Source organism: Aeromonas sp. QDB17, from assembly GCF_027705305.1.
GTDB lineage: Bacteria > Pseudomonadota > Gammaproteobacteria > Enterobacterales > Aeromonadaceae > Aeromonas > Aeromonas caviae.
This window is the reverse complement of record NZ_JAPDBP010000015.1, coordinates 105747-122603: the sequence shown is the minus strand read 5'-3', so window position 1 is coordinate 122603 and position 16857 is coordinate 105747. Positions and strand designations below refer to the sequence as shown.

Genomic DNA, 16857 nt, shown 5'->3' with positions numbered 1-16857 from the left:
AGTGCCCACACAGATTGCTTGATTCAAATTGTTAAAGAGCGTCACGCTTATCGCGTTGAGGAGGCGCATCTTACGCTTCTCACTCCGAAAGTCAAGCGGTTGTTTTCGCTTTTCTTTCGGCGCTGGCTTCACAAGGAAGCGAACTTATCAGGTTGGCGTAGTCCGCCGTGCTGGTAGGGGCGCATTATAGGGAGCCGCGCCGTGATGACAAGAGCTTTTTGTAAAAATACGCTCATTTGCTGAAAAAGCAGGCTAAACCCCATGAAATGAGAGTTTACCCCAGTTTCATGCCGCTTTTTTGTTCATACCGTCAGTCTGGGCCTGAATGTAGTTGACCCAGCTGGTCGCCCTGTCTTGCCAGTTGTTCTGCTGTTGCAGCTCGCGAGCCAACACCAGCGCCTGAGCATATTGTTCTTTATTGAGGTGTGCCTGCACCAGCAGGGCCTTGGCTCTGTTGCCCTGCTCTCCCTTCACTGACTTGATGGCCGCGAGCTGGGTCATGGCGGCATCCGTCTTGCCCTGTTGCAGCAGCAGTTCGGCGGCACGCATGGCGGCCTTGGGGTGAGCATGTTCCCGGGCAAGCAGCTGCCAGCTGTCCACAGCCTTCGGCCACTCACGTGCCCCTTCCCACAACTGGGCCAGCAATTGGCGATTCTCGGCGCTCTGCTTCATCTGTCCCTTGGCCATGGCAGACTCCAGCAGACGCGCACCGCGATAGGGCAGCCCCTGCCAGGCATACAGGCGGATCAGCTGGTTGCGGGCGGCGGCATCATCCATCAGTTGACGGTCGATGGCGGTTTGCAGCAGTGCAAGCGCTCGATCACCACGCTTGTCGGAGAGATTGAGCGACACCGCCTGCTGCCACCACTTGCTCTCTTTCGGCTCGCGGCGGATCAACTCTTCGGCCTGATCCGCAGCCACGCCGTAACGCTGCAATGCAGTGAGGGCGGAGAGGCGGATGATGGCTGCCTGCTTCTGCCAGCTTATCTTCAACAGTTGTTCACTCTGGCTGGCTGCCTCGCCGTACTGCTTGTTGTGGTAATAGAGGCCAGCCAAGCGCAGACGCAAGGCATCGTCAGCCTTGATGGCCAATGCGGCCTTGTAGCTGGCGATGGCGCCGGGCCAGTCGGATTGCTGGGCCTGGATATCCCCGCGCAGACGCAACAACTGAAGTCGTTGCTGCTCTGGCCACTCTTTATAGGCAAGAGCCTGCTCCACATAGCGACTCGCCTGTGCGGTCTGCTGCAGGTTGGCGGCCAGAGAGGCTTGTAACTGCGCCAGCCAGGCGTGCTCAGCCTCGGAACCGGGTTTGAGCACAGCCGCCTTGCTCTGGGCCTGTTGCCACTGGCCGGATTGATAGAGCTTCATCACGGGCTCCAGCTGGCGGGAGAAATGAGGGCTCACCTCCATCGCCAGACAGGCTTGGCTGACCAGGGCCAGCAGACAGATCCAGATCCGCAACATGGTTATGACTCCAATTTGAATTTGAGCGTGATGACTTGCACCAGCTTGTCGGTGGCGCCCGGCCTCGGCTGATAGCGCCACTTGTTGATCGCCTGAATGGCCGCTCGCTCGAACTGACGCTTCGGCTTGGCCTCGACCACCTCCACATCCTGTACCCGCCCATCGGCATCGACGCTGAAACGCAGGGTCACGGACCCCTCGATGCCGGCCTGCTGGGCCCGGTAGGGATAAACAGGCTCAACCCGTTGCAGTGGCATCAAGAGGTCACCGGCACCGATTCCAGCGCCCTGCTGCTGACCATGGAAATTGCCGCTCGCGACCGGAGTGGGACTGGTCGCCACGCCAGGGGCAGAGACCTGTACCGCACTCAGGGTCGAGACCAGATCCAGGCTCGGTTGTACCGAAGGCAACGGGGCCGCCGCCGGCATCGGCATCGGTGTCGAGGCCAGCGCGGCAGGCGGCTCCGGCAGGGGTTCCGGCTCCTGGGGTACCGGCCGCTCACGCACCTGTACCTCGGTCACCTCGTTCTGCATGTTGATGACGATGGATTTCTGCTCTGTGGTCGCCTTCTCCCCTCCGGGCGGCTCCACCAGGGTGGCCATGAACAACAGGATGCCCAGACTGAGGGCGATCCCCAGTCCCAGGCTCATCAACTTGTGTTTCATTTCGGTGCCACCGCCACGGCGATGTTGGCGATGCCTGCCGCCTTGGCTTCATCCATCACCCGCACCACCTTGCCGTGGGGTACCCGTTCATCGGCCTGGATCACCAGGCTTGCCTCGGGCTGCTCCGCCAACAGTCGGGCGAGGGTGGCCTGCACCCGCTCCACATCCACCTGTTTGCGGTCGAGGAAGATCTGCCCCTGAGCGCCGATCGCCAGCATGATGCTGGACGATTTCTGCGCCTTGGCCTGGCTGGCCTGGGGTCTGTGTACCTCAAGCCCGGCTTCGCGCACGAAGGAGGTGGTCACGATGAAGAAGATCAGCATGATGAAAACGATATCCAGCATGGGGGTCATGTCGATCTGCACTTCATCGCGCTGGCGTTTGGATTGCCGTCTCATTGCATTACCTTCTCTTCTCGCAGGCCGTCCCGGGTCTTGGCCAGCGCACGCTTGGCCTGACTCTCGAGCCGGCTCAGTAACAACACGCCGGAGAGGGCCACCACCATGCCTGCCATGGTGGGGATGGTGGCGCGGGAGATCCCTCCCGCCATGCTCTCCGGGTTAAAGCGGTTGGCCGCAGCCAGCGCATCGAATACGCCTATCATGCCGGTCACTGTACCCAGCAACCCCAGCATGGGGCAGAGCACCACCAGGGTGCGGATGAAGATCAGATGACGGTTGAGCGCCAGCTCCACTTCTGCCAGCCAGCGCCCGCGAATCGCGCGAGCGTGCCAGCTGTGACGCTCGCGACGCGCCTGCCAGCGGCCCAGCAGCTGACGCTGCAACGGTGCAAACCCCAGGTTGAGGTAGAGCAGCCGCTCGATCATCAGAACCCACATCAGCACCAGCAAGGCCAGAATGACCCAGAGCACCGGGCCGCCACGGCCCATGAAGCTCTGCAACTGCTGCCAGATGTCGAGCATCATGCTACCCGCTCCACCCTGTCACCATTGCTTTCGGCCCGCTCGGCCAGGATCCCGGCCACCTGCTGTTCCAGCACGTTGGAGAGCTCGGTGAAACGGGACTGCAACAGGCTGTGGGCCAGGATCAGCGGAATGGCCGCTACCAGACCCTGCACCGTGGTGACCAGGGCCATGGAGATGCCGCCCGCCATGATCTTGGGATCGCCGGTACCGAACTGGGTGATGGCCTGGAAGGTGCCGATCATACCGGTCACGGTCCCGAGCAGACCCAGCATGGGGGCGATGGCCGCGATCACCTTGACCATGCCGATGCCGCGCTCCAGGCGAGGGGTCTCTTGCAGGATCGCCTCATCCAGACGCAGTTCGAGGGTCTCCATGCTCAGTTCTGGATGCTTGTCAGCCACCGTCAGCACCCGGCCGAGGGCGTTGTCGGCATGATATTCACCGCTCTTCAGCTGGCGACGAACCCGACCCAGTTCGCGAGAGAGGCTCCACAGCCGTACTCCAGCGATCCCCAGGCCGATGGCTGCCAGCAGCACGATGATGGCGCCGACCTGGCCGCCCTGCTGGACTTGCTGCCAGAAGGTGGGCGCCTGGGCCAGCATATCGAGCAGAACACCGTGGGAGGGATCCAGCGGCAACGCTTCTCCCTCCTGACCCTGATAAGCGGCCACAGCGGAAAGCACGCTACCTGGCAGGCCCAGCACCGGACTCAGGCCTTCGGCCCCCGGTTGCAAGAAACCAGCATCGCCCAGCAGGGCGAAGCTGCCGATCCGGGTCAACGTCTGCTCGCTGGCAACGCCCTGGGCATCGAGCACCTTGCCGTTGAACTGGGCAATCCGGCCCGATTCGTGGATCTCCTGCAGCAAGGTGGCTGGCAGCAGGGCAAGGGCGGCGCGATCAGGCACCTGTTTATCCTGTGCCATGGTTTTCAGCGGGGCGAGACGATCAGGATACTGGCCCTCGACGGCGGATTCGCTCAGCAACTTGACCGCATCGCTGGCGCCCTGACGGGTGACCGCAAAGATCTCGTTCATGTCGCCGGAGGCCTGCTCCCACTGGGTATTGAGCTCCACCAGCTGCTTTTCATTGGCCGCGAACTGGCTGGCCAGCTCCTTGCTCAGGCGCTGGGCCTCGGCCAGCTTGGCACGGGCACTGCTCAGCTCCCTGGAGACAGACGCCAGATCCTGCTGAGCCTTCTGCTCACGGGCCTGTTCCTGCTGCTGCCAGGCTTCCTCGGCCACGGCGGCTGTGGTGCCCAGAGAGAGTGCGAGGGCAAGGGGTAACCACTTCATGGTGACGCTCATGACTGGGCCTCCTGACCACGGCTGACGGAAAGGGGGACATTCAACAACTGGGGAACCTTCTTGTCGGCAGCCATTTCCAACGCCTCGGCGATGGGGGAGAGCCACTGGCCGTCGAGGGCTTGCCACTGCTTGTGCTCGGCAGACCAGCGCCACGCCTGGGAGCGATCGGCGGTCATCGCCAGCAGGGAGACCCGGCCCAGTGCCAGCACATCGACCCGGCGCGGTGCGCCATCCAGCACCAGCTCGGCGGAATAATGGTCCAGCCTGCTGCCGTATTCGGCTTCAATCTGATAGGCCTGCAATAGCTGGCGGAACTTCTCCGCCTCGCTCACATCGGCTCTGGCCAGCGTCGCTTTCAAGGCAGCAACCCGCGCCAGACGATCCTCCCTGCGCAGCGGGATGTCATCCTGTACCAGCTGTTCCAGATCGGCTTGCATCTGCAGCATCAGGGGGACAAGCCCCTGTCTGGTCTCCTGTACCGCCTCCAACTGCTGGTTCAGCTTGCCCAGCTCGTTTTGCTGATCGGCCACCAGAGACTGCATGTAGCGGTTGTAGGCTTCCAGATCTCGCAGTTGAAGTTGGGCATTTTGCAGCTCAATCCTGGCGGCGACGGCGCCATCGGCGGCTTTCTCCACACGCAGCTGGGAGGCTTTCCCGTCGGCGATACTGTTCTTCAATGCTGGCGCAACCACCTCGTCGGCGGACACGACGCAATGAACGGCCATGGGTAACAAGGCCAGACCCCAAAACTTGTTCATGATATAAATCTTAACAATGATAACTATTCTCATTGTCTCAAAGAGTAGGGTCACTGGCAATCAGATGATTTTCTTGGCCTCTGGCCGAAAAAACAGGATACTTTTTAGACAAGTACGGGAATAACTGGCGTTGGTAGTCGCAACACCATTTTAAATAACTAAAAAATGTCTTTTCGATCAGCAAGATAAGTGATCGAAAAAGGAGACTTACATGTTTAACGATGCGATCTGGGAACACATAGATCGGTTCACCAAGGCGAAGAAGACCAGCGAGATCCAGCAACAACTGGAGCGCTTCAGTCATCAGATGGGGTTTGATTACTTCCGTTTGCTGATTATTTTCCCCATCAGTATGCAGAAATCCCATGTGGCCTTGTTCAACAACTGCCCCACCAGCTGGTTTGATGCCTATTCGGAACGGCACTACCTGACCCAGGATCCGGTCGTCTTCCTGGGACTGAAGCAGACCCAGCCCATCTTCTGGAACAAGCTCGATTGCGATGCCCCCTGGTTGCCCAGCGCCAGCAGGGAGGTGATGAACCTCGCCGCCGACTTCGGGGTGAGGAACGGCGTCTCCTTCCCGCTGCACACACCTCAGGGGGAACACGGCATCCTCTCTTTCATCAGCAAGGAGAAGTCCAATTCCGATCTGATGTTTGAAAACGTTCCCCTGCTGTCATTCTGTGCCAGCTACATCTTCAACTCGGCCCTGACCCTCATCAAGGCCAGACCAGACCTGATGAAATACCTGGCCGAGCTGTCGGATCGGGAGAAGGAGTGCCTTTTCTGGGCCAGCGAGGGCAAAACCTCCTGGGAGATCGCCACCATCCTCGGCATCAGCGAGCGAACCGTGAACTTCCACCTCAATCAGGTCACCAACAAGACGGACTCGCGCAACCGCAACCAGGCGATCGCCAAGAGCATCTCCAGCGGCATCATTGTGCCTTCCCTGGACGACGTGACCATCACCAACCTGCGGCTCTCATAGCCTGTTTTGCCAAAACAAAAAGAGCCGCAATGCGGCTCTTTTTCATTTCCGGCGACGGCTTATTCCACAGTCACGGATTTGGCCAGGTTGCGCGGCTGATCCACGTCGGTGCCCTTGATGAGGGCCACGTGGTAGGAGAGCAACTGCAACGGCACGGTATAGACGATGGGCGCGATCATCTCTTCCACATGGTTCAGGCTCATCACCCGCATGGTCTCGTCGCTCTTGAAACCGGCGTCCGCATCGGCGAAGACGTAGAGGATGCCGCCACGGGCACGCACCTCTTCCACGTTGGACTTGAGCTTCTCCAGCAGATCGTTGTTCGGCGCCACGACGATGATGGGCATCTCGGCATCGATCAGCGCCAACGGGCCATGCTTCAACTCACCGGCGGCATAGGCTTCGGCATGGATGTAGGAGATCTCCTTGAGTTTGAGCGCCCCTTCCATGGCGATGGGGTACTGGCTGCCACGACCGAGGAACAGGCTATGGTGCTTGTCGGCAAACTCTTCGGCCAGTGTCTCGATCTGCTTGGCCAGGGCCAGGCTCTCCTTGATGCGCACAGGCAGGGCTTGCAGCGCCTTGACCAGTTCGGCCTCGGCGGCGGCGCTCAGGTTGCCACGGCAGTGACCGACGGAGGCCACCAGCATCAGCAGACCAGCCAGCTGGGTGGTGAACGCCTTGGTGGACGCCACCCCGATCTCGGCACCAGCACGAGTCATGAAGGCCAGGTCGGATTCGCGCACCAGGGAGGAGCCCGGCACGTTGCAGATGGCCAGGGAGCTCATGTAACCGGACTCCTTGGCCAACCGCAGGGCTGCCAGGGTGTCGGCGGTTTCTCCGCTCTGGGACAGGGTCACCAGCAGGCTGTTGGGGCGCACCACCGACTTGCGGTAGCGGAACTCGGAGGCGATCTCCACGTCGCAGGAGACGCCGGCGATCTCTTCAAACCAGTAGCGGGCCACCATGCCGGAGTTGTAGGAGGTGCCGCAGGCGACGATCTGGACGTGCTCGACCTTGTCGAAAATGGCGCGGGCGCCGTTGCCGAAGGACTCGACCACCACGTGATCACTGCCCAGGCGGCCTTCCAGGGTGTTGGTGATGGCCTTGGGCTGCTCGTAGATCTCCTTGAGCATGTAGTGTCGGTATTCGCCCTTGTCACCGGCATCGTGGGAGAGCTCGGACTCCAGCTCCTCGCGTACCACGGCATGGCCGTCGGTATCGAAGATATGCACGTCGCGGCGGGTCACTTCGGCCACATCGCCCTCTTCCAGGAAGATGAAGCGGCGGGTCACCGGCAGCAGGGCCATCTGGTCGGAGGCGATGAAGTTCTCGCCGATGCCGCGGCCGATCACCAGGGGGGAGCCGGAGCGGGCCACCACCACGCGGCTGTCGTCACGGCTGTCCATGACAACGGTGCCGTAGGCGCCGCGCAGCTGCTTCACCGCTACCTGCATGGCCGCCAGCAGGCTGGGGGCGGATTTCAGCTCGTGGTGCACCAGGTGGGCAATCACTTCGGTGTCGGTGTCGGAGCTGAACACATAGCCCAGCGCCTTCAACTCTTCCCGCAGCTCTTCGTGGTTCTCGATGATGCCGTTGTGCACCACCACGATATGCTCGGAGACGTGGGGGTGAGCATTGCGCTCGGACGGCTCGCCATGGGTAGCCCAGCGGGTGTGGGCAATGCCGGTACCACCGTGGACGGACTGCTCCTCCAAAGCCTTGGCCAGTTCGGCCACCTTTCCGAGGCGACGCACCCGCTGCAGCGGCTGGTTGGCGCTGAACACGGCAACACCGGCCGAATCGTAGCCACGGTATTCCAGACGGCGCAGGCCCTCTACCAGGATTTCAGCCACATCACGTTGGGCGACGGCCCCGACGATGCCACACATACACTTCTCCTTGAAACGTAAGACGTTAATTCGGTTGGATAATGGTTTGTTCAAATCACACGGCCACGGGGGCGCAAATCAGCGTGATCCCCCTGGCCTGAATCTGTTCTCTGGCCGCATTGCTCAGCCCCTCGTCGGTCACCAGGGTATGGATGCCGGACCAGGGCAGCTCGAGATTGGGGATTTTTCGGCCGATCTTCTCCGACTCCACCATGACGATGACCTCCCGCGACACTTCGGCCATGACCCGGGAGAGGCCCACCAGCTCGTTGAAGGTGGTGGTGCCCCGCTCCGGGTCGATGCCATCGGCACCGATGAAGAGCTGGTCGAAGTCATAGGAGCGCAGCACCTGCTCCGCCACCTGCCCCTGGAAAGATTCGGAATGGGGATCCCAGGTCCCGCCTGTCATCAGCAGGGTGGGCTCGTTTTCCAGCTCGCGCAGGGCACCGGCCACATTGAGGGAGTTGGTCATGACGATGAGGCCGCGCTTGTTGCCCAGCATGGGGATCATGGCGCTGGTGGTGCTGCCGCTGTCGATGATGACGCGGTTGTGATCGCGGATCCGCTCGGCGGCAGCGCGGGCAATGGCAAGCTTTCGATTCGAAACTTGTTCCGGGTTGCTGTCCACCACCATCTCGCTGGGGAGGGGAACGGCACCGCCGTAGCGACGCAGCAACAGGCCACCGGTCTCCAGCACCGCCAGATCTTTGCGGATGGTCACCTCGGAGGTGGCGAAGTGTTTGGCCAGGGCATCGACGCTGACTTCCCCCTGCTCCTGCACCAGACTCACTATGGTGTGACGGCGCTGCTGTGTGTTGCGTTTGGTCATTTGTAAGTTTCGATTCGAAAGAATGGCGAAATATTAATGCCTTTTCGGGAAAAATCAAACGGCAAATAGGATCCGATTTGGTTCGATGCCAGAATGGGGCAGCTGATTTGCGACGAGGATGCCATGCAAAAACGACTCATCTGGCTGGTGGAAGATGAAGCCAGCATTGCCGATACCCTGATCTATGCCCTGCAGACCGATGGTTTCGAGGTGGAGTGGTTCCCCCTCGGTCAGCCGTTGCTGGCGCGACTGGAACAGACGCGACCGGATTTTTTGATCCTGGATGTGGGGCTGCCGGACATCAGCGGTTTCGAACTGTGCAAGCGGGTGCGGGCACTGACCGATATTCCCCTGATGTTTCTCACCGCTCGCAGCGAGGAGATAGACAGGCTGATCGGGCTGGAGATAGGGGCAGACGACTATGTGGCCAAACCCTTCTCACCCCGTGAAGTGTGCGCCCGGGTGCGGGTCATCCTGCGCCGCAGCCAGCCCGCCCCCTACCAGCCGATACAGCCACTCACCCTGGACGAGGAGCGGGCACGAATCTGCTTCCAGGGCCAGCCCCTGACGCTCACCCGCTATGAGTACCTGCTGCTCAAGACCCTGATGCTGGCGCCGGGTCGGGTCTACTCCCGCCAGCAGCTGATGGATCTGGTGTGGCAGGATGCGGAAGAGAGTCTGGATCGCACCGTCGACACCCATATCAAGACCCTGCGGGCCAAGCTGCGGGAGCGGGACCCTGACGCCAACCTGATCCTGACCCACCGCGGGCTGGGCTACAGTCTGGAGCTGGCATGAACTCAGGGTGGCCGGGCATCGGCAGGGGGATGAGATGAGAATCGGATTGCAACTGCTGTGCGGCCTGGTGCTGATCTTCGCCCTAGCTGCCTGGTTCGTGCTGGAGATCTTCGTCGAGGAGATCAAGCCCGGGGTACGCAGCGCCACCGAAGATACCCTGGTGGACATGGCGCAGATGCTGGCCCCCCTGGCCCTGGACGACATGCAGGAAGGAAAGATGGCGAATGGCCGGCTGGCCAGCGCCTTCGCCCGCCTCAACCAGAGTCCCATCAATGCCCTCATCGATGGCCACCTCAAGCAGCAGGCGGAGTACCGCATCTATGTGACCGACGCAAAAGGCAGGGTGGTCTACGACTCGGACGGGGTGGATCTGGGCAAGGACTACTCGCGCTGGAACGACGTCTACCTGACCCTGCGTGGCGAATATGGCGCCCGCAGCACCCGCACCGATCCCGACGATGCTGCCAGCTCGACCATGTATGTGGCAGCTCCGCTGCGGGAAGGGGCCGAGATCATCGGCTCCCTCACCGTCGCCAAGCCCAACAGCACCCTGCAGCCCATGATAGAGCGCAGCGAACACCAGTTGCTGAAAGGGGCGGCCCTGCTGCTCTTCATCTCGCTGCTCATCGGCGCCTTGCTGGTGTGGTGGCTCAACCGCGCCATCGGCAAGCTGGTGCACTATGCGGATGCAATCAGCCAAGGTCAGCCCGCCAGCCTGCCGCGCCTCTACAGCCCCGAACTGGACAGGCTAGGCCACTCCCTGGAGACCATGCGCCGCCAACTGGACGGCAAGGCCTATATCGAGGCCTATGTCCACAGCCTGACCCACGAGCTCAAAAGCCCGCTGGCGGCCATTCGCGGGGCGGGGGAGATCCTGGCCGAGGCGCCACCGCCGGAGGTGGCCGCACGCTTCATCGGCAACATCAATCTGGAGACGGCCCGCATGCAGCAGCTGATCGAGCGCATGCTGCAACTCGCCCGCCTCGAATCAGGGCAGGGGCTGGACAGACAATCCGTTGAGCCGGCCCGGCTGGGCAGACGGGTGCTCGATGCCCGCCAGATCCAGGCCCAGCGCCGCCAGATCGCCCTGCACGCCGAGCTGGGGGAAGGTCAGAAGCAGAAGTGGGATCCCCTGCTGGTGGAGCAGGCCCTTGGCAACCTGCTGGACAACGCCCTCGATTTCGCCCCCGTCGGCAGTACCCTGGTGCTGAGCGGCGCCATGGAGGAAGGGGGGTATTGCTTCCGGGTGCGAGATCAGGGGCCTGGCATTCCCGACTTTGCGCTGCCCAGGATTTTCGAGCGTTTCTACTCCCTGCCAAGGCCAGACAAGGGAAAAAGCAGCGGCCTCGGGCTCAGTTTTGCCATGGAGGTGGCACGCCAGCATGGCGGCCATCTTGCTCTTGCCAATCAGCCGGGCGGGGGGGTGCAGGCCACACTCTGGCTGCCCGGCAACTGAGGACACTTCACACCAAGCACACAGAGCCGGGCTAAGCTGCACCTCCTCGATGACGACCTTCCCCGTCGATGCGCATTCATATTAATCAAGGAGATAGATATGCCCCGTATGCTGTTGTCCGGTCTGCTTGCCGCTGGCCTCTTCTGTGCACTGCCTGCCAGCGCCGCTTCTGGCTGCATGCTGTTTGCCGACAGCACCGGCAAACCCGTCAGCACCCAGGGGGACTGTGCCGCCCAGTTGACCCCGGCCTCCACCTTCAAGATCCCGCTGGCACTGATGGGCTATGACAGCGGCTTTCTGGTGGATGAACAACTGCCGGCCCTGCCGTTCAAGGCCGGTGATCCTGATTTCCTGCCGGAGTGGAAACAGACCACCACCCCGAGCAGCTGGATGCAATTCTCGGTCATCTGGTACTCGCAGCGCCTCACCGAGTGGCTGGGAGAGGCTCGCTTCCAGCACTACGTGGACAGCTTCGACTACGGCAACCGGGATCTCGAAGGCAACCCAGGCAAGCACGACGGTCTGACCCAGGCCTGGCTCAGCACCAGCCTCGCCATCAGCCCCCAGGAGCAAGCCCGCTTCCTTGGCAAGATGGTGAGCGGCAAGCTGCCGGTCTCCGCCCAGACCCTGCGCCATACCGCCAACCTGATGCGTCAGCCCGACATCGACGGTTGGCAGATCCACGGCAAGACCGGCATGGGTTACCCCAAGCTGCTGGATGGCAGCCTGGACAGGGAGCAGCAGATCGGCTGGTTCGTCGGCTGGGCCAGCAAACAGGACAAGACGCTAATCTTCGTCCACACCGTTATCCAGAAGCCGGGCAAGCAGTTCGCTTCCCTCAGGGCCAGGGAGGAGGTGTTCGCCGCCCTGCCGGCCCGGTTGAAGACACTCTGATGCCAGCAACACCGGCGCCTGGCGCCGGTTTTTTTATCCCCCTTCACCACCGCTTCACACTGCCCCATCCTCCCTTCACGCGACCCCGGCACACTCCCGTTCAACAACAAGGAGACGTGTCATGGTCAAACAGATTTTCACCCACAAGATCGCCCTGCTGCTGTTGCTCTGCCTGCTGATGATGATCCCGGTTCACGCCATCATGGAGCTGAATCGGGAGCGCCAGGCCTATCGCAATCAGGCCATTCACAGCATCATGGCCAGCCACAGCGGGCCCCAACGCCTGATGGGGCCCGTACTGGTGCAGCCCTATACCCGAGCCGTCACCGTCGAGCAGGATGGCAAACATTTCGTGCGCAAGGAGCAGGTCTATCGCTACCTGCTGCCCCAGAGGCTGGACGTGCGGGCCAGCATGGAGGTGACCCCGCGCAAGCTCGGTATCTATCAGGCCCAGATTTATCACAGTCGCCTCTCCCTCTCCGGCCTGATGCCCACCAGCCTGGCTGACAAAGGGCTGGTGGCCGGCAACCCGAACCTGAGCTTCGACCCGGCGGATCCCGCCCTGGTGCCGGGCAAACCCTATCTCAGCCTGATCCTCTCCGATGCCCGGGGCATCAGCCGCGTACCCGAACTGCAATGGGGGGAGCAACGCATCCCGTTTGCCCCTGGTGCCCAGCTGGGGGACGGGCGAGTGGGGATCCATGCCCCGCTCAACGCCTTGCCAGACGAAGATGGCCGCTTTCACATCGAGCTGGATCTGCAGGGCATGAATGCGCTGGAAGTGGTGCCGCTCGGACAGGACAGCCGGTTTCACCTGAACGGCAACTGGCCCCATCCCAATTTTCTCGGCGACTTTCTGCCCGGTGAACGCACCCTTGCGGATCAAGGGTTCGAGGCAAGCTGGCAGACCAGCTGGTTCGCCACCGACATGGAGAGCCGCTTCAACCGCATGATGAAGGGAGCGGGCACCAAACTGCCGTCATTCAGCGTCAGCCTGGTGCAACCGGTGGATCACTATCAGCTGAACGAGCGGGCCGCCAAATATGCCCTGCTGTTCATCGGCCTCACCTTTATCAGCTTCTTCATGTTCGAGCTGCTCAAGGGGCTGCGGGTACACCCCATCCAGTACGCGCTGGTGGGCATGGGGCTGGCCATCTTCTATCTGGTGCTGCTGGCGCTGACCGAGCATCTCGGCTTTGCCTGGGCCTATCTCATTGCCGCCCTGGCCAGTGTGGCCCTCAACGGCTTCTACCTGAGCCATGTGCTGGGCGGCCCAAAACAGGGCATGGGATTCGCCGCCCTGCTGGGGCTGGTCTACGCCACCCTGTTCGGGCTGCTGCAGGCCGAGGAGACAGCCCTGTTGCTCGGCGCCCTGCTGCTGTTCGCCACCCTGGCGCTGGTCATGGGGCTGACTCGCAAGCTCGACTGGTATCAGGTGATGGAGAACAGTCCCTCCGCCACCGCATGGGCGGCCCCCCAGCCATCGACCAATGACACCAGCCATCAGCCATAAGCAAAAAAACCGGCGCCCTCGGGCGCCGGTTTGCATTTCATTGATCGGGCATCACTTCTTCTTGACCGGACGGGGCCAGTTCGGAATGTGGCGCTGGGGCACCCGGGTGATCACCAGCTCGTTTTCCGCCACATCCTTGGTGATGGTGGAACCCGCCCCCAGGGTCGCCCCCTTGCCGATCCGCACCGGCGCCACCAGCTGGGTATCGGAGCCGACGAAGACATCGTCCTCGATGATGGTCTGGAACTTGTTCACCCCGTCGTAATTACAGGTGATGGTGCCGGCACCGATGTTCACCTTGGCACCGATCTCCGCATCCCCCAGATAGGTCAGATGACCGCACTTCGAGCCCACACCCAGCCGGGCCTTCTTCATCTCGACGAAGTTGCCGACATGGGCATCCTGCTCCAGCACGGCACCCGGGCGCAGGCGGGTAAAGGGCCCGACCGAGCACTGGTCGGCAATTTGCGCACCTTCGATGACGGAGTAGGGTTTCACCTCGGTATGGTCGCCGATCACGCAATCCTTCAGCACGCTGCCGGCACCGATGCGCACGTGATTGCCAAGCACCACCTTGCCTTCGATGATGACGTTGACGTCGATCACCACCTCCTCCCCGATTTCCAGGGTGCCGCGCAGATCGAAACGGGCCGGGTCGATCAGGGTGGCGCCGGCGATCATCAGCTTCTCGGCTTGCATCTGCTGGTAGCTGCGCTCAAGCGCCGCCAGCTGCACCCGGTTGTTGGCCCCTTCCACTTCCATGGCGCTGTCCGGGTGGACGGCGGCGATGGCACAGCCATCCCCATGGGCCATGGCGATGACGTCGGTCAGATAGAACTCGCCCTGGGCATTCTTGTTGTCCAGGCGGGAGAGCCAGCTGCGCAGCTGACCACCGTTGGCCACCAGCACGCCGGTGTTCACTTCGCGGATGGCAAGTTGCTCGACGTTGGCATCCTTCTGCTCGACAATGCCGACCACCTGACCATGTTCCCGCACGATGCGGCCATAGCCGGTCGGGTTGTCCAGCACCACGGTCAGCAGGACCATGCCATCGCTTGCCTTGGCGGCCAGCAGCCGTTGCAGGGTCTCCGGCTGGATCAGCGGGGTATCGCCGTAGAGCACCAGCACGTCGTCTTCGTCATGCCAGAACGGGATGGCCTGGGCGACGGCATGGCCGGTCCCCAGTTGCTGGGCCTGCAGTACCCAGTTCACATCTTCCGCGACGATCCGCTCCTTGAGCAGCTCGGCACCGTGGCCATAGACCAGGTGCAACTGTTCGGCACCGATCTGGCGAGCGGTCTCGATCACATGGGAGACCATGGGCTTGTTGGCCACGGGGTGCAGCACCTTGGGGAGAACAGAACGCATACGAGTACCTTTACCCGCAGCCAGGATCACGACATTGAGAGACATAGCTAGCCTTTGAAACAGGTGGAAATGCTGGGCGGAGTCTATCCAACGGGCAAAAAAAAAGCGACCCGAAGGTCGCTTTTTGCATCACCGTGATTAACGGTAATTCTTTTTGACGATATCGATAACCCGCAACTGGGCCATCGCTTTGGCCAGCTCGGCAGACGCCTGAGCATAGTCGATATCACCATGGGAGCTGTTGATCCGCTCTTCGGCACGACGTTTGGCTTCCTGGGCTTTCGCCTCATCCAGATCGTCTGCGCGAATGGCGGTATCGGCCAGCACGGTCACGGCTTCGGGTTGTACTTCCAGCATGCCGCCGGAGATGTACAGCACCTCTTCGCTACCATTTTGCTTGATCAAGCGGACCAGGCCCGGCTTGATGGCAGTCAGCAACGGAGCATGACCGTGGCGGAGACCCAGCTCACCTTCGGAGCCTGATACCTGGGCGGATTGCACGCGACCGGAAAACAGTTTTCCTTCGGCGCTCACCACATCCAGGTGAAAGGAGATCATCTCAGCCATGGGCCCTCCTATCGAGGCTTACAGTTTCTTGGACTTCTCGACGACTTCGTCGATGCCGCCAACCATGTAGAACGCCTGCTCCGGCAGATCGTCATACTCGCCCTTCAGGATGCCCTGGAAGCCACGGATGGTTTCCTTCAGCGGCACGTATTTGCCCGGAGAACCGGTAAATACTTCGGCCACGAAGAACGGCTGGGACAGGAAACGCTCGATCTTACGGGCACGGGCTACGGTCAGTTTGTCTTCTTCTGACAGTTCATCCATACCCAGGATGGCGATGATGTCCTTCAGCTCCTTGTAGCGCTGCAGTACGGTCTGAACGCCACGAGCGGTCTCGTAGTGCTCCTTGCCAACCACCAGCGGATCCAGCTGACGGGAGGTGGAGTCCAGCGGGTCAACGGCCGGGTAGATACCCAGTGCCGCGATCTGACGGGACAGTACGACGGTCGCATCCAGGTGGGCGAAGGTGGTCGCCGGAGACGGGTCGGTCAAGTCATCCGCAGGCACGTAAACGGCCTGTACGGAGGTGATGGAACCAGTCTTGGTGGAGGTGATGCGCTCTTGCAGAACACCCATCTCCTCGGCCAGGGTCGGCTGGTAACCTACTGCGGAAGGCATACGGCCCAGCAGTGCGGATACTTCGGTACCGGCCAGGGTGTAACGGTAGATGTTGTCCACGAAGAACAGCACGTCACGACCTTCGTCACGGAACTTCTCGGCCATGGTCAGGCCGGTCAGCGCCACGCGCAGACGGTTTCCGGGCGGTTCGTTCATCTGACCGTAAACCAGAGATACTTTGTCCAGTACGTTGGACTCCATCATCTCGTGGTAGAAGTCGTTACCCTCACGGGTACGCTCACCTACACCGGCGAACACGGAGTAACCGCTGTGCTCGATCGCGATGTTACGGATCAGCTCCATCATGTTGACGGTCTTGCCTACACCGGCGCCGCCGAACAGACCAACCTTACCACCCTTGGCGAACGGACATACCAGGTCGATAACCTTGATGCCGGTCTCCAGCAGCTCGGTGCTGTTGGACTGATCTTCGTAGCTGGGGGCTTCGCGGTGGATGGACCAACGCTCTTCTTCGCCGATCGGACCCTTCTCGTCGATGGGGTCGCCCAGTACGTTCATGATACGACCCAGGGTCGAGGTACCGACCGGTACCTGGATGGCCTTGCCGCTGTTAACTACTTCCAACCCACGACGCAGACCGTCGGAGGAACCCATGGTGATGCAACGCACGACGCCGCCGCCGATCTGTTGCTGAACTTCCAGTACCAGACCCTGGCCTTGGCCTTCGCTGACAACCTTCAGTGCATCGTACACCTGGGGCACGGCATTCTGCGGGAACTCGATGTCCACCACAGCGCCGATGATTTGGACGATGAAACCGTTACTCATGTCAAATCCTCTAAACCTTTGATAACCCT

General features: G+C 61.4%; 16 protein-coding genes. 5 read left to right on the top strand and 11 right to left on the bottom strand.

Annotation, left to right across the window (positions count from 1 at the left end; genetic code table 11):
• Positions 1–285 precede the first annotated feature (285 nt).
• The 6 genes from OKC41_RS13925 to OKC41_RS13900 are packed head-to-tail and all read right to left on the bottom strand — an operon-like array spanning position 286 to position 5116.
• Positions 286–1464 (bottom strand): hypothetical protein, encoded by a 1179-nt coding sequence (locus OKC41_RS13925; protein WP_201895146.1) that lies wholly within the window; start codon positions 1462–1464, stop codon positions 286–288.
• A gap of 2 nt (positions 1465–1466) precedes the next feature.
• The gene (locus OKC41_RS13920) at positions 1467–2129 is read right to left on the bottom strand and encodes an energy transducer TonB (protein WP_042016113.1); all 663 of its coding nucleotides are present in this window, start codon (positions 2127–2129) and stop codon (positions 1467–1469) included.
• Positions 2126–2527: a biopolymer transporter ExbD gene (locus OKC41_RS13915; protein WP_010672232.1), complete on the bottom strand. Its 402-nt coding sequence runs from the start codon at positions 2525–2527 to the stop codon at positions 2126–2128. Before OKC41_RS13915 ends, OKC41_RS13920 begins: the two co-directional genes overlap by 4 nt.
• Positions 2524–3054 (bottom strand): MotA/TolQ/ExbB proton channel family protein, encoded by a 531-nt coding sequence (locus tag OKC41_RS13910; protein WP_201895147.1) that lies wholly within the window; start codon positions 3052–3054, stop codon positions 2524–2526. Before OKC41_RS13910 ends, OKC41_RS13915 begins: the two co-directional genes overlap by 4 nt.
• The gene (locus OKC41_RS13905; protein WP_201895148.1) at positions 3051–4358 is read right to left on the bottom strand and encodes a MotA/TolQ/ExbB proton channel family protein; all 1308 of its coding nucleotides are present in this window, start codon (positions 4356–4358) and stop codon (positions 3051–3053) included. The genes OKC41_RS13910 and OKC41_RS13905 overlap by 4 nt, the downstream gene beginning before the upstream one ends.
• Positions 4355–5116 (bottom strand): DUF3450 domain-containing protein, encoded by a 762-nt coding sequence (locus OKC41_RS13900; RefSeq protein ID WP_041214169.1) that lies wholly within the window; start codon positions 5114–5116, stop codon positions 4355–4357. Before OKC41_RS13900 ends, OKC41_RS13905 begins: the two co-directional genes overlap by 4 nt.
• A gap of 211 nt (positions 5117–5327) precedes the next feature.
• Between OKC41_RS13900 and OKC41_RS13895 the strand changes: the two genes are divergently transcribed.
• Positions 5328–6104 carry a LuxR family transcriptional regulator gene (locus OKC41_RS13895; RefSeq protein WP_010672236.1) on the top strand — a complete coding sequence of 259 codons (777 nt, stop codon included), beginning with the start codon at positions 5328–5330 and terminating at the stop codon, positions 6102–6104.
• Between the two features lie 59 nt (positions 6105–6163).
• On the opposite strand, the gene glmS is transcribed toward OKC41_RS13895, so the two are convergent.
• On the bottom strand, positions 6164–7996 hold the full coding sequence (gene glmS, locus OKC41_RS13890; RefSeq protein ID WP_042016118.1) for a glutamine--fructose-6-phosphate transaminase (isomerizing): 1833 nt from the start codon (positions 7994–7996) through the stop codon (positions 6164–6166).
• 55 nt (positions 7997–8051) lie between these two features.
• Positions 8052–8825, bottom strand: a complete 774-nt coding sequence (locus tag OKC41_RS13885; protein WP_010672253.1) for a DeoR/GlpR family DNA-binding transcription regulator — start codon at positions 8823–8825, stop codon at positions 8052–8054.
• A 123-nt stretch (positions 8826–8948) separates the two neighbouring features.
• On the opposite strand from OKC41_RS13885, the gene blrA reads away from it, so the two are divergent.
• The 4 genes from blrA to creD all read left to right on the top strand — a co-directional run bounded on the left by blrA (position 8949) and on the right by creD (position 13486).
• Positions 8949–9623, top strand: a complete 675-nt coding sequence (gene blrA, locus OKC41_RS13880) for a beta-lactam response regulator transcription factor BlrA (RefSeq protein WP_201895149.1) — start codon at positions 8949–8951, stop codon at positions 9621–9623.
• 34 nt (positions 9624–9657) lie between these two features.
• Positions 9658–11079, top strand: a complete 1422-nt coding sequence (gene blrB / locus OKC41_RS13875; protein WP_270672096.1) for a beta-lactam sensor histidine kinase BlrB — start codon at positions 9658–9660, stop codon at positions 11077–11079.
• 99 nt (positions 11080–11178) lie between these two features.
• Positions 11179–11973 (top strand): class D beta-lactamase, encoded by a 795-nt coding sequence (blaOXA, locus tag OKC41_RS13870; RefSeq protein ID WP_270672095.1) that lies wholly within the window; start codon positions 11179–11181, stop codon positions 11971–11973.
• A gap of 121 nt (positions 11974–12094) precedes the next feature.
• Positions 12095–13486 (top strand): cell envelope integrity protein CreD, encoded by a 1392-nt coding sequence (gene creD, locus OKC41_RS13865; protein WP_270672094.1) that lies wholly within the window; start codon positions 12095–12097, stop codon positions 13484–13486.
• 51 nt (positions 13487–13537) lie between these two features.
• On the opposite strand, the gene glmU is transcribed toward creD, so the two are convergent.
• From glmU to atpD, 3 genes are all read right to left on the bottom strand, one after another.
• The gene (gene glmU, locus OKC41_RS13860; RefSeq protein WP_270672093.1) at positions 13538–14899 is read right to left on the bottom strand and encodes a bifunctional UDP-N-acetylglucosamine diphosphorylase/glucosamine-1-phosphate N-acetyltransferase GlmU; all 1362 of its coding nucleotides are present in this window, start codon (positions 14897–14899) and stop codon (positions 13538–13540) included.
• Between the two features lie 93 nt (positions 14900–14992).
• Entirely contained in the window at positions 14993–15421 is a 429-nt protein-coding gene (locus tag OKC41_RS13855; protein WP_010672259.1) for a F0F1 ATP synthase subunit epsilon, read from the bottom strand.
• Between the two features lie 18 nt (positions 15422–15439).
• Positions 15440–16828 carry a F0F1 ATP synthase subunit beta gene (atpD, locus tag OKC41_RS13850; protein WP_010672260.1) on the bottom strand — a complete coding sequence of 463 codons (1389 nt, stop codon included), beginning with the start codon at positions 16826–16828 and terminating at the stop codon, positions 15440–15442.
• Positions 16829–16857 lie beyond the last annotated feature (29 nt).

Coding starts and splice junctions, on each gene's coding strand:
- OKC41_RS13925 (WP_201895146.1), bottom strand. CDS start 1,464: ATGTTGCGGATCTGGATCTGTCTGCTGGCCCTGGTCAGCCAAGCCTGT.
- OKC41_RS13920 (WP_042016113.1), bottom strand. CDS start 2,129: ATGAAACACAAGTTGATGAGCCTGGGACTGGGGATCGCCCTCAGTCTG.
- OKC41_RS13915 (WP_010672232.1), bottom strand. CDS start 2,527: ATGAGACGGCAATCCAAACGCCAGCGCGATGAAGTGCAGATCGACATG.
- OKC41_RS13910 (WP_201895147.1), bottom strand. CDS start 3,054: ATGATGCTCGACATCTGGCAGCAGTTGCAGAGCTTCATGGGCCGTGGC.
- OKC41_RS13905 (WP_201895148.1), bottom strand. CDS start 4,358: ATGAGCGTCACCATGAAGTGGTTACCCCTTGCCCTCGCACTCTCTCTG.
- OKC41_RS13900 (WP_041214169.1), bottom strand. CDS start 5,116: ATGAACAAGTTTTGGGGTCTGGCCTTGTTACCCATGGCCGTTCATTGC.
- OKC41_RS13895 (WP_010672236.1), top strand. CDS start 5,328: ATGTTTAACGATGCGATCTGGGAACACATAGATCGGTTCACCAAGGCG.
- glmS (WP_042016118.1), bottom strand. CDS start 7,996: ATGTGTGGCATCGTCGGGGCCGTCGCCCAACGTGATGTGGCTGAAATC.
- OKC41_RS13885 (WP_010672253.1), bottom strand. CDS start 8,825: ATGACCAAACGCAACACACAGCAGCGCCGTCACACCATAGTGAGTCTG.
- blrA (WP_201895149.1), top strand. CDS start 8,949: ATGCAAAAACGACTCATCTGGCTGGTGGAAGATGAAGCCAGCATTGCC.
- blrB (WP_270672096.1), top strand. CDS start 9,658: ATGAGAATCGGATTGCAACTGCTGTGCGGCCTGGTGCTGATCTTCGCC.
- blaOXA (WP_270672095.1), top strand. CDS start 11,179: ATGCCCCGTATGCTGTTGTCCGGTCTGCTTGCCGCTGGCCTCTTCTGT.
- creD (WP_270672094.1), top strand. CDS start 12,095: ATGGTCAAACAGATTTTCACCCACAAGATCGCCCTGCTGCTGTTGCTC.
- glmU (WP_270672093.1), bottom strand. CDS start 14,899: ATGTCTCTCAATGTCGTGATCCTGGCTGCGGGTAAAGGTACTCGTATG.
- OKC41_RS13855 (WP_010672259.1), bottom strand. CDS start 15,421: ATGGCTGAGATGATCTCCTTTCACCTGGATGTGGTGAGCGCCGAAGGA.
- atpD (WP_010672260.1), bottom strand. CDS start 16,828: ATGAGTAACGGTTTCATCGTCCAAATCATCGGCGCTGTGGTGGACATC.